Source organism: Anaerocolumna sp. AGMB13020, from assembly GCF_033100115.1.
In the GTDB taxonomy this organism is placed as follows: Bacteria; Bacillota; Clostridia; order Lachnospirales; family Lachnospiraceae; genus Anaerocolumna.
The window spans coordinates 1,196,619-1,209,513 of the sequence record NZ_CP136910.1; the positions used below are offsets into that span (position 1 = coordinate 1,196,619).

Below are 12,895 nucleotides of genomic sequence, written 5' to 3' on the forward strand. Positions count from 1 at the left end.
TCCTATTTTGTCTTTTTCCCAAAGGTAAACAGCTTTTTAACCCCTGCAAGCATATCATTGCTATCTGCCGCCCCTGAGGTTATTCCATCTTTTTTCTTAAACCCAATCCGGTGTTTCTGTCCAGTATAACCGTTTTCCTGCATATCCTTGAGGTATTCCTGAATCTCCTCTGTGTTAAAAGCTATATTGTTAAGATTCTCACAGAGAGATGTAATATAGGGATTTCGATTGTTGTATGCATTCAGGATTACAGAAAGATTTGCTTTGAGCTCTGCTTCAAAAATACCGTAACTTATACTGTCAGACTCATGATTAACTGGCAGATAGATCAGGTTAATGCTATAATTGTCACAATCTACAAAGATATGGTCAGGTGATACCAATACATTTTCGCATTGCATAAAACCATTGCTCTTTACCATGTTAACTGCGTCTAATAGCTGTATCAGCAGCGGAAGTATTTCGGCAAAACTCAAACCAGGCATAAGTGTCTCCAACGTCTTAAACCTTGCCGTATCATATACCAGCTTATCTTTCCCGTTATGAGAAACCTTGGTGCATTTAAGAAATCCATTTTTTTCCTGTCCTATTAATACTTTATATCCTACAGAATAAAACAATGATGATGATTCCAGAATATACGCATGGTTCTGTGTGTCCTTTATCTCCGTTACTTTATCCATGACGCTCATATTTCTTCCCCCTATTTTAACTATTTTCTGCTGTTCGATTTTTTTAGTCTTGTATGCTTCATGATAATTCGATTCAGTTCTTTTTCTGCTTTTTCTTCTTCAACATTCTCAGGACCGGCAGGATTAGAAAGAATCCATAAAATAAACGCGTAATATTTTGGTACATCTGATTTCATTATTTCAATTTCTTCCATTGTAGGATAATAATGTAATGTTGAAAATTCAATGTTATCGACTATTGAAAACAGGTCATCCATTTTTTCATGTGTAATGGTAACATAATTCCTATCTTTCATAATTTCGATATTTTCTTCTAAAGTCTTCAAATTTATCCTCCCATTCCATCATATGTTCATGATAAGTAGTTGTTTGATTTTTTCCGTGCTGTTTTGAATAGTATAATGCCTGATCACATTTTTCTATCAGTTCCTGCGCAATAGCACCTCTTTGATTATTCTCTATTAACCCAATGCTGACAGTAATTGGTCTCTTTGTCCTGACCCATTCGGCATTATGCTCATAAGTTGTCTCACAAAAGCTTTTTCTAACCTTTTCTGCTATTCTAAAGGCCTCATCATCCGTTGTTTTCGGTAAAACTACTGCAATATCTTCACGGCCATACCGGAATCCCGTATCCTGACTGCGGCTGACCTTTTTCACTGTATTGACCAATGTTCTTAATACATAATCCCCAAAAGGCTGACCATAGGTATCTTTTACGAACTTGAAATTATCTATATTAATAATAAATATGCAGAAAGGTGCCATTAATTTGGTTCTTTCCTCCACTTCTTCATAGAAGGCTCCGCTGTTATATAACCCTGTCATGTCATCTCTTTTAGACTTATCCATAAAAAAATCTGATTTTGCACTGATAGACAGCGTCTCTTCCGTATATCTTTTTATTATCATAAATATCTGAACCAGCCCCATAACAAAAAGCATCAGGTTTAACAATATATTTGCTTTAAAAGGTACAAAGAATATTGAACTGATCAGTATGATTACCATGAACGCAAAGGTGATGATACACTCCTGTTTTATCATTTCGATATCTTTTTTTAAGGTTATTGCAAAAAGCGGAACAATTAAAAGTATGGAGACTGGTATAAAATTACTGCAGATAAAGGCATCAATACCATAAAATAAAGTAATGCTGGTCAATGAGAATATCAGCTTTCCTTTATCGGTTATTTCATCAAAATTAAGATAACTTTCACGCCAAAACCATAGGAGCAATTTACAAACAACTGGCAATAATGCAAATATAAACCCCAACACACCAATATGAAAAAGAAAAACTATCGTATATAAAATTACCGAAAATATTAAATTCAGAGTCAGCAGTTTGCCAAAAAAAATATTAAAATTACTCTCCTTCATTTCGAACTCCTTTACCATCTGTATTGTTTTACATAGACCATTTTAAAAAACAAAACAAAACATAAATTTATATATTAACAAACAATAATATAAAATAAATCAGGATTAAAACAACTATGATGGATATGGCTATAAATACTGGTTTTAAATTTAAGGGGGATCTTTTTTTCCCTCTTTCATCAAACATTTCGGTGATTTTAATACCTGTTGGTTCATGGCTGTTGATATATCTTACCAGCCAGATTATTGTTACCAAGATAGCAGCGATAACAAAATAGCCATAAAAAAGCCGAATAACAACTAATAAATTATGTAAATTAAAATCCTTTTGTAAAGTTTGCAAATCATGCATTTTTGTTATGTCCTCCAACTATTTTTCAATATACTTAATATGACAGAAAACGAAATAATAATGTCGATTAATCGGATAAAAACCTACTAACCTTTCAATTGCAAAAAGCTCCTTCACTTTCAGGCAGTTTATGCCGAGAAGTGAAGGAGCTTTCTTACTTTAATTATCACTATTGTGTCTTATAGGTAGTATCAATTTTATTGAAGATATAATTGTAATCAGGCGTGTATCCGGCTTTCGCGGCTTCCTCCACACTTCCAAAATAGGCAACTGCCTGAAGCTGGACCAGGTTACTGTCCTCAATTTGAGATTCATAACAATATTTTTTCTTATTATTACTATCAAGGTATCCAATTACATGTACTTTTTTAATAACCTTCAGTCCTGAGATCTGAGCATTTCTAACCTTAGCCTGTCCTGAAAAATCTACATCCTTCATAATCAGTATTAGGCTTGGGCTGTCAATTTTATTCAGTCCGCTGGAGGTCTGAGCAGAGGGAATATATACTGTATAATCCTTGTCGCTTCTCAGTTCTGCAATGGCATCAATATTCTGTGTAATGGCATTCGTTATCCTGGTATTTATTGCTCTTGAAACGGTTTCTTTGCTTAAGGACATACTTTGACTCGGTACACCGCCTTCACTGGGGGTTGTTTTAATACTGCCTATATCTGCATAAGCAGTACCGCTTGTCATAGCCATTGTATTTGCATTAACTCTTATCCATTTTTCTGATCCCAGACATACCGCTATTTCAGATGCCAGTTTGTCATTATCATCAAAGGTCTTAATCGTATAGGGCAGTTTAGGAGACCAGTTAAATTCAAATGTATTGCTATGCGCCTCCCCCGTCTCGTTAACCTCAGACATAAGGGTTATATAATAACCATCATTTGTAGCCAATATTGCTGTTGCAATACTGTCTTCTATATATTTTAAATTATCTTCATATAAAGACATATTGTAATTCATACACATCATTTCTTCAAAGGCAGGCAGACACAAATTGGGGCTGAGCGTTGTCTGGTTCATGTCCTGATAGGAAAGTTCACTGTTTACACTTGCCAGAGAATAATGGAAGGCCATTTCCCCTGAATACTCTATTGCTTTTGACAACCTGTCCGTATCGTACTCCGTTGTAGCAGTTTCCAATTGTATATAAAATGTCGTAAGCATAACAAGCAGACAGCATAATGCAACGAAATTAAATATCATAAGCCAGTTTTTCATGGTGCACAGCTCCTTTCTGCTTTACATCTTCTGTTATTTTATTTTGAATTTTATTGTTTTTGAATTTCCTACTTTATCGGTTACTACCAGAGTGTACGATCCTTTTGCAGATATCTTCGTTCCATTCTTTATCGTCTTATTGTTTAATTTTGCACTTTTAATACCGGATTGCTTATCACTGAACTTAATGGTTTTTGTTGTTTTATAAGTCTTTCCATTAGCGACCCCGGTAACTGCCGGTGCTGTTTTATCAATATTTGATACTTTCACTGCATACAATAAATAATTCCCAAGATAATCACGTATCCGGAATGTATACGTGCCATTGGAGGTGGCCAAATAACTCTTCCCGGTTAACGCTTTCGTAACATCGCTATTATAAGTCGACCAGGTATAATAGTCATTGATCTGGGCTTTTGGAATAATACCCTTTGTAACCAGAAGTTCTGAATATTCAAAAGGGATATCCAACGTTATCCTGACATCTCCTTTTGTAAGTGAAGTTATATTTTTCCAGGCATCTAAAACATAAGGTGTCTTCTTTACTTCTAAGGAGGTAATTGTTGTACTCCCCTTCATAGTAATATAGTATGTTCCTGTTTCCAATACTCTCGTTATGGTATTATAGTCAGCTCCCTGAGAATTGTAAGTCTGCTCAACGATATTGGCATCCATCGAATTCTTTAATACACAGGCGGAACCACTTAAATTGATATCCTTTAAATCCTTGAAATTAAAACGGATGGTTACGATACTTGGCTCCGTTATATCAAACCGGTAATAATCTATAGGAGCAGTAACACTTAGAAAACCGGTCTCAGCTTTATTAAAGGAAATGATATTAGGGTTTACTTTTGAGGATGCAAAGACACGTTCCGTGCTATTAGCAGTTTGACCGATTATACAGGCACCTACGGTAGTAGCAACATAGGAATAATTATTATTGACTGCTTTTAAGGAATAGTTGAAATAATAAGTTCCGGCATCCAGTAAAATCAAATGATAATTTTTTTCAGTTGTAAGAGTTGCCTGGGACCCTACCAGGTCAATTCCTTTTATATCTCTGGAAAACCAGATAACCGGATTAGTCACCTCCGCAGTTTTCCAATTCAGATATGCCTTTACGACAGTAGGTTCCTTGATAACAACCTTGCCAACTCCTGATATACCTACAAAAGCTATAAACTGATCGGTAGCCGGATACTGCAAATTATCCACTGAGGTCGTATAGGTAATTGGCATCTCCGTTGAGGGAGAAATATCTGCCTGTACTTTTTGCGGATTTATCGTAAATATGATAGCAAGGCATAGGAAAAGTCCCGTTATTTTAGCAGTAAAACTGTTTTTTTTCATATCGTATCCTCCCATTATTTAGTGTACCATTTTGGCCATCGTCAAGGAATAATTTTCATCATCCACTCCGATAAATAAGCTTAATATTTTCTGATATGCTGATTCCGATTTTTCAACCAGTTTAATCTGAACTACATCTCTTTGGTTTAACAGGCTGATATCATCAGCTGCAATATATGTTGTATTAACATTTCCGTCCTTCTCCAAGGTAGCAGTCTTAACAAGCCTGTTAATCTGCACATCAAGTACCATACCGTAAGATGAAACCTTGAGATAGAATTCATTTAAGTCATCATTGGTTATCGACTTTTTGTCCGTTATCACATCTAAAAAACTTGTTACTTCATTTAATAGTTGACGTCGGTTTTCCATCTCGGTGACGCAGTAGGAATTCACCAGCGGGGCTAGGATTAACATAAAAAAAACTAAAATTAGAGAAATTATTCTTGATAAAAAACCTTTCATTTATATTTGACACTCCAAGCCCGAGTATCTTCCTCCTTTCTCCTTCACCTTTGTGACGGTACTTCCTCTGACCAGCTCTGGCATTTTCATAAATTTCACATAGGGCAGTAATAAGCGCTATATCTCCTTTATGTCAGCAGCATTATTGTCATTTCAATTTGTTACCGCAAAATTAAAAAAGGAATTTTTTGTTTTTCCTTTATCATCGGTCTCATATTCATATGTAATTATATACCTTGTATCCTTATCATCGTCCAGAATGGCACCAGCCATATATTGACCATATATTGTAAGATATTCTTTATAAGTGTAATCAATATTAAACTGGGTTCCATGTACCTTAAGACTCTTGGGAGCCGGCATATTTGAATCCTGTATCTGTGTAATCAGCATCAGCTCTGCTTTCGAAAGACTTGCATCATAGGCTCCGTATTCGGTTAAGACATATGCATTGTTCTTAATTGTTGTATTTTTATCCTGCATATAGGCTTCGTTATATCCATAAGCTCTTTTATTGGTCATAAAGGTAGATGAGACTCCTGTAACAATGCAAAGTGCTAAGACTATCATCAGAATCCCTATGTCCAGGACTTCCATTGCTTCGTTTTCCATATATCGGCTCTCCTTCTATTGTGTCCAGACGGCATATAAGGTAAATTCTCCAAACAAAACAAGATTTTCCACTTTTTGTCCATTGGTGTAAGTGACATTTCCTCCTTTTGTTATGGACCAGCCTGCAAAATTATATCCTTGCTTGTAATAAGTATTCTTTGTCAATGACTGTCCTTTACCCGAGGTACTGCCGGTATAATCATCATAGATGAACTCCTGGCTGGCCATACGCCCACTACCGCCATTTGCATCAAACTTTACTGTGTAGGAATAGGGATAGATAAACAAATGGTACTGCCCTAACATTTCATCATATATGGTTTCCAGCTTGACCCTGCCCTGAAGATGCTCCAGCAGACACGGACTGTCACTGATTAATTCATATTTACCATGTACATCATCACATATAAAGCAGGTCAGGTCATGAATTTCTGTAGAATTATACTGTGTCAGTGAATATACTGCAGCAGTCGGTAATATAACTTTGCTGTAAGACAATGATCTCAGATTGGCATTGTTGGTTTCTAATTCCGCATCTGCCATCGTTGTATAAACTTTGTCTCCCATCTGCTTCCCAACATTAATGCCATATATAACATAAACAAGCAATATCGAGATGAAACCCATCATTACACCGATTTTAACTACATCAATGCCTTCATACCCAAATCCACGCTGCATCTGTCCTCCTCCTATTGTGCTTCAAACCTGTATATTTTTCTTAATTTACTTTTATCGATGGTAACCAGGAAATTATCATAGATATTGTCTTTCATTACTTTATTTACAAGGTAATCCTGTGTCCACAAAATCGTAGGAAACTCTGCCAGTCCCGGATTCTGAAGATATGAAAGATAAAGATCATTTGTTATTGGAAAGGTCTTGGCATCTATCGTTATATAATAATCATATTGGTTGTCATGCTTTAGAATGAATTCAACAATATCATTACCGGATACATTCTCACCATGTTCAAATAAATAATCTGTTGCTTCATTACGCAGCAATTCACCCTGATTGATAATCCATGCTTCCCGGTTGTATAAATGCCTGGCAGTTATCGATAAGAAGAACAGGATTATGCAGAATATACCCATGGCTGCCATATTTACTGCCAATCTGATAACATCCTGTAATTCTTCTCTTCTCATAAGATTACCTGTGCCTTTCTAAAATGATAACTACATTAATATCTGATAAAAGCAATACCAGTGACAGTTCCGGAAAAGCGATTTTCATAGAATGTTCTGTTTTTAACATCATCTCCGTTGTAAATCAGATAAGGATGAAACAGTGCATTCATATCAATCCCTCTGTCGGCTGACATTAATGCTTCCATGCTATAATCTGAAGGATTATCTTCCGCATCCTTTCTGGTCAAATGAATGTATTTTCCTGAAGCATTTGGTATATCCACGTAAATTTCAATACTTCCATCCCTATAATTTCTTATAGCTTCTACAACATCATCGGCGTACAGACACTCGCTTTTATAAGCTGCATCGTCGGATATATCTGAATAGCCGGTTTCATATTTACCAAATTCCCGATACTGCCTGATATTATGAGCAGTTACAATCTTATTGTTTTTAACTTCGGCAAAATCATTTTTTATCCCTACAAAGTTAACGACAAAAATCAAAAATACAGCAATAGTTAAAAATTCAACACCGATAGTAATCATTTCCTCCAGTGTTTCTCTTGTCATACAACCACTCCTTAAAAAAACGAGTTGGGAACAACTGACTTCCCAACCCATTCTTTATTGTACACAGCGTCTTAGTTAGATGATGTCTGAACAAATACAACACCGCAAGTAGAACCGGTAGAGTCCTTGATTAAGGTAGACATATACTTGGCACCTGTAGGTATAAATTCTCCTTGACCTTGCTTACGCATGTTAGATACCTGATTGTAATATTGAATAGTACTGTTATCTGTTAGAAAAGTCCCTTGTGTTTGAAATGCTCCATTTTCCATTTTAAGATCAGCCAGTTCCAATACTGCATTATAATTGACACCCCAGAATTTTGTAACAGGATCTCCTTTACTATTAGTTGCAGATAATCCATCAACATTTATCCGTTTTACTCTATCCTTACCATCAACTGTGCCCGACATATCTAGTCCTGGACAACTGGTAGCAGAATTTACATTATCCACCATACTTCTTGTTGCAATTACAATTGCAAATGGTTTACCCTCAAAATTTGAGTAAGCTGCTTTTACTTTTGTACCCAATACTGTCTGCTGGTCATAATCTTCAAACTCCGATTGCTCCACCGTATTCAGCTGAGTCGTTACCTTATCAGCACCTGAATTTGTTATAGATTTACCAACTGTAAAAATTGTAAGACCGATTACCAAAACAAAGCCAAAGGCAAATAATGCCGTTCCAAGTTTCGATAGGTCAATACTCTCGTCTCCCATTCCTGCCATAATATCATCATTCCTTTCTTTTGTTTAATTTTTTTGCAGATATAAGTTATTATCCTGGGAAGTAATAATAACCGGACCGGCTACTGATGTTAAGACCGGTTTGTTTTGTTTGTAATTCTATAGTTAATATGATAGAGTTTTTTTAAAACTGTATTTTTTCTCCGATTTTTTGAACTTAATTTTTAACTTTTACACTGTTTTACCAAATTACAACTTTTTCTTTTATATATTCTGCAGTTCATTGATACCAGACATCATTTCTGTAAATCCCATATACATCAGAGGAAATACAAAGAGTAGAATCAATGTCATCATAAACGGCATTTTCGCCCTTTGTCCGCATTTGTTCCGGCGGTCATCAATGTTATTTTTTAGTACTTCATCACGGGTATTGCACAAATGCTCCCTGTTTTGTATCAGATCAATAAAAGCTTCTTTCAGTGATAATTCATCTACCGTCATTTTCATCTTCTCGATAAAACGTTTAAAATCCGGAATCGGCGTTTTTTCAATCATTGTATTCAATTCTGCAATTGGATTGGAGGCATACCCCTGATAACAGTAGGTCAACATGTCCTTATGTATGGTTGATATTTGGGTTAGATGCTCCAGGGCCTCCATGGTATCACAATTCATTGACATTAGAATGGTCATGATTGTCTGCAACTGCAGGAACTCCTCCTCCTCTTCTTCCTTCAGGAAGCTGTTTCGTTTTCTCAGTGTTATATTTGGTAAAAAATAACCAACTACTGCTATGACAAAAGCGATGTTAATGTAATACCAATAGAAATGAACTTTTTGCAGCCAGTCATATTTTTTGGCGAGCCTTGTTTTCTGATCTTCTACCTGTAAATTATTAATGTCAGGCATGGTTCCCCTGATCAGTTGGGTCAATTCTTCCTGTTCCGTTTCCTTTAAAGTCCCTTTCATCCGTTCAAAATTAAATTTACCTCTGTCCCTTAAACCAATATAAGTCAGATCCATCTTAAGCAATTCTTCCTGTGTATATAATGGTTCTCCGTTTTTATCCTTATATTCTTTCTCATCAGATATCATCGATAAGGAACCTGTATAATGAAGCATGTAGTTCCTGCCGGCAATTGTTGCACTAAAAAACAACAAAAGAACAAAACAAAAAATAACAACAGCATATAGAAGTTTTTCAACATAAAACTCTTCAATTGATTTCTTTGAAAAAGCATTTTCCAGCCTTTGCTTCAAAATCCTTCGTTTCCGGTTCTTCGGAGTAATGTTTTTAATAAAGTGATATATTCTTCTATTCTTTAAGAGATTATAAATAAATAAAATCCTGTCATCTTCCTTTACTACATGCATGCTATTAGCTTTGGATATATAATCATAACAATAAATACAGGCAACTATGATAAATATTCTGATGAGGTAACCTGCTATACCCTCTATAATAATAGAAGTTCCTGGCATATACTTTAGAAGGAACCACTGAACAAACGGGATACAGGGTATTGGTATTAATGTCAGATACTCCAGTTTACCAAACTTCATAAACTGGTAGTCCTGTCTTTCCAATTCCTGATTAATGTCCTTGTTCATAATCAGCAAGGTGGATATAAAAGTCGAATTCCCTTCCGCATCGTATTCATCCCCTGTATTATTAATGGAATAGCAGACATATGCCAGGGTTTGGATAGGTTTAAAGGGCGTTGTTTCAAAAAACTCCTTCAACCTTAATTCCCCATGTGTAGAAATAAGAACACTATGAATATTCTCCATTATTTTAGCGATCCGATTCCCATACGTAGCCGTCTCAAGGGATTCGACCACATCATTGCATCTCATATATTCAAGTCGAATGGATTCCATTGCATACTTTAACTGTGTATATACGATATAGTTAATACGCTCCATTCGTTTTTCCAGCATTGTTGTCAGGAGGATATATGCCAATACCCCGCATAAAATTACGCTGGTAATATCACTGAATATAATCAGTGCAACTGAAACTGTTGCAGCAACACAGGCAATGGTGGCTGTCAGATATTTTGACAAAATAGCTTTGACTTCATTTTTACTGTATACAGACATGGAGGAAAGCTTCTTCGTCATTACTCTAATGTATGTTTTTAGAACGGGAATCTTTTTGTATTCTTCATACAAACAACAATAAAAAGCTTCTTGTTTTGTTTGCTTTTTATAATTTGTTTTTTGTTTGGCAAGCCATAATATAACTGCCCCTGCGATAAAGGTTAATACTAAAATTACCAAACCGGCAATCATAACAGGAGAAGTCATTATTTCTGATAAATATTTCATTGTTTTCTCAGCCTCCTATTGTACATTGCCTTTATTCTCCCATATTGAACTGCTGGGCAACCAGGCTTCGGCTGCTTAAGAAGGCAACCGCTGAATTAAAGTCAACTGCATTTTCTTCCGCTTCTTTTGCATTCTCGAATTTGGCAGTTTCATCATAAGCTACTTTTCTGGCCACTCCATGGTAATCTTCAACACTTTCGCCCTTCCAATAATAAGCCATGAATTTGTCAAATTCCTCCCGCTCTTTCTTAGAGAGTGCTCCTCTGATTTTATCTCTCAGACCATCACTGAAATCTTCCTTCGGCAGATAGGTATCCGTATCTGTGTCATAAACCATGATATCTCTGGTAGAAAAGGATATACGGTCAGTCTGCCTGGTATAATACTCTTTATCCAGATCATATTTTAATTCATCCGCTGCCTTGTCCTGATTATATTCCGGATACGGTACCCCTTCATCCAATTGAGTGATTTCCGTTATACGCTTGATATAACGCTTCCCTTCAGGTGTAAAATCCAGGTGTACATTTATTTTTAGAACATCGGTTACCTGCTTTTCAGCTGTTGTCATATTATCAAAACCGCCGGCATTCACCAATGAGTTTCTTAATGTCAGTACAAGATCCTTTGCTTCATTTGCATGGTGGGAAAACAGGGTATACAAGGAACCGGTCATGGCCAGCTGAATCATACGTGCCGCTACCGGATCGGTAGCAACTTCTCCGATAATCGTAATAGCGGAGTCGGATTTTTTCAGCGCATCCTGAAGAGATTCTGCCGAGACAGTATCTGTTTCCTGAACAGAATAAATATTTCTATTCGGATAAATTTCACGCAGATACATTTCCGGTGCCATTTCCAATACACGGATATTATAGCGTGGATCCATATATGCGATTATCGCTTTCATAAGGGTCGTCTTACCAGAACCCTGACGCCCAGTAACGGCAGTAGTTATCTGACCTCTCATTAAAAATTCAATGAGGCGGATTGCAATTTCACCGTCTGTAACCCCAGGCTTTATAATAAGTGCTTCCGGCGAAATGATATCCAGTGTAAATTTTCGTACAAAAGCAGCCCACATTTCACCGGCAGGAGGTCTTACTGCCAGGATACGGGATTTATCCTGCATGGTATTTACCAGATATCCTCGTTTTGCAGACAGCGGACCGGGCGAGTTCCATCGAATCAGCAGCTGGATTACTCGTCTCACTTCATCTTCCGAGCCGAAATCAAGGAATTGGAGGTGAATATAAGAACCCCTGTAATACAACCATAAAGCATTTGTGGCTTCACTGAACGCCTCATTATCTTCTTCCTCCTCTGACTGTCCGTAATTCACATTAATGGCATCCATAACTGAGCCGGAAACACCCACATTGTATCCGTTAATATTCATCTCTGACAATGTATCAATACAACCAAAGCCTTTATATGACTGGTATAAAAGAGTGGTAAATATATCTGTGACTTCATCATCGGTTAAATGGTACTCCAATGCAAAGTAACTTCCTTCCAAATCTGCTTTTGTTATATAATAGGCGGTATCATTTTCACTTCCTATACCAACAGCCGGTCTTTCTTTATAAAAACTATTTTCAAGAATCCATTTTGTTAATGCATCCCTGCCATACAGTTTTTTATATTTGTACATAATGATTTCAAACATGGTATTGGTATTAGGTTCACTTTCCTTATCAAGTCCTACAATCTGTCTGATTTTTTCAGGCTTCATATGTTCAGTCAGAAATGTATGAATCATTTCTTTTACCATCAGCTTCGCACTGTCGATGCCGTAAACTGAGTTTTTTAAGGCTTCTTTTCTCTGAGCCTTTCTTTTCACAAGACGCTTTAAATCTTCATCTGATTCCTGACTGCTAATGGAATCCTCTTTTGTCAGATTAACAATATAGATTTTTAGGGCATCTAAGACTTCATCAAAGGTAGATAAATCTTCTTCTATCACAACCTGTTTTTTAGCTTTCGCACGTATGTACAGAAAAAAAAGTATTAGTGTAATAACTATAATGGAAGCTAATCCAAGATTGAAGTTACTCATATTTTATGCCTCCCCTT

At 36.3% G+C, this 12,895-nt stretch carries 14 protein-coding genes; all 14 read right to left on the minus strand.

Annotated features, from left to right (window positions below; translation table 11 throughout):
- Positions 1–2: 2 nt before the first annotated feature.
- Positions 3–692 carry a DUF6382 domain-containing protein gene (locus R2R35_RS04875; protein WP_317733378.1) on the minus strand — a complete coding sequence of 230 codons (690 nt, stop codon included), beginning with the start codon at positions 690–692 and terminating at the stop codon, positions 3–5.
- A 20-nt stretch (positions 693–712) separates the two neighbouring features.
- The gene (locus R2R35_RS04880) at positions 713–1,018 is read right to left on the minus strand and encodes a hypothetical protein (protein WP_317733379.1); all 306 of its coding nucleotides are present in this window, start codon (positions 1,016–1,018) and stop codon (positions 713–715) included.
- Positions 978–2,075: a GGDEF domain-containing protein gene (locus R2R35_RS04885; protein WP_317733380.1), complete on the minus strand. Its 1,098-nt coding sequence runs from the start codon at positions 2,073–2,075 to the stop codon at positions 978–980. Before R2R35_RS04885 ends, R2R35_RS04880 begins: the two co-directional genes overlap by 41 nt.
- 67 nt (positions 2,076–2,142) lie before the next feature.
- A complete protein-coding gene (locus R2R35_RS04890; protein ID WP_317733381.1) occupies positions 2,143–2,427 on the minus strand; it encodes a hypothetical protein in 285 nt (94 codons plus the stop codon).
- A gap of 169 nt (positions 2,428–2,596) precedes the next feature.
- The gene (locus tag R2R35_RS04895; RefSeq protein ID WP_317733382.1) at positions 2,597–3,658 is read right to left on the minus strand and encodes a hypothetical protein; all 1,062 of its coding nucleotides are present in this window, start codon (positions 3,656–3,658) and stop codon (positions 2,597–2,599) included.
- A 33-nt stretch (positions 3,659–3,691) separates the two neighbouring features.
- A complete protein-coding gene (locus tag R2R35_RS04900; RefSeq protein ID WP_317733383.1) occupies positions 3,692–5,011 on the minus strand; it encodes a hypothetical protein in 1,320 nt (439 codons plus the stop codon).
- Between the two features lie 18 nt (positions 5,012–5,029).
- Positions 5,030–5,383 carry a hypothetical protein gene (locus R2R35_RS04905; RefSeq protein ID WP_317733384.1) on the minus strand — a complete coding sequence of 118 codons (354 nt, stop codon included), beginning with the start codon at positions 5,381–5,383 and terminating at the stop codon, positions 5,030–5,032.
- 246 nt (positions 5,384–5,629) lie between these two features.
- The gene (locus R2R35_RS04910; protein ID WP_317733385.1) at positions 5,630–6,088 is read right to left on the minus strand and encodes a hypothetical protein; all 459 of its coding nucleotides are present in this window, start codon (positions 6,086–6,088) and stop codon (positions 5,630–5,632) included.
- 15 nt (positions 6,089–6,103) lie between these two features.
- A complete protein-coding gene (locus R2R35_RS04915; protein WP_317733386.1) occupies positions 6,104–6,769 on the minus strand; it encodes an InlB B-repeat-containing protein in 666 nt (221 codons plus the stop codon).
- Between the two features lie 11 nt (positions 6,770–6,780).
- Positions 6,781–7,239 (minus strand): hypothetical protein, encoded by a 459-nt coding sequence (locus R2R35_RS04920; protein ID WP_317733387.1) that lies wholly within the window; start codon positions 7,237–7,239, stop codon positions 6,781–6,783.
- A gap of 35 nt (positions 7,240–7,274) precedes the next feature.
- Complete coding sequence (locus R2R35_RS04925) at positions 7,275–7,796, minus strand: hypothetical protein (protein WP_317733388.1); 522 nt, start codon at positions 7,794–7,796, stop codon at positions 7,275–7,277.
- Positions 7,797–7,867: 71 nt separating this feature from the next.
- The gene (locus tag R2R35_RS04930; RefSeq protein WP_317733389.1) at positions 7,868–8,527 is read right to left on the minus strand and encodes a hypothetical protein; all 660 of its coding nucleotides are present in this window, start codon (positions 8,525–8,527) and stop codon (positions 7,868–7,870) included.
- 222 nt (positions 8,528–8,749) lie between these two features.
- Positions 8,750–10,819: a hypothetical protein gene (locus tag R2R35_RS04935; protein WP_317733390.1), complete on the minus strand. Its 2,070-nt coding sequence runs from the start codon at positions 10,817–10,819 to the stop codon at positions 8,750–8,752.
- 31 nt (positions 10,820–10,850) lie between these two features.
- Complete coding sequence (locus R2R35_RS04940; RefSeq protein ID WP_317733391.1) at positions 10,851–12,878, minus strand: ATPase, T2SS/T4P/T4SS family; 2,028 nt, start codon at positions 12,876–12,878, stop codon at positions 10,851–10,853.
- Positions 12,879–12,895 lie beyond the last annotated feature (17 nt).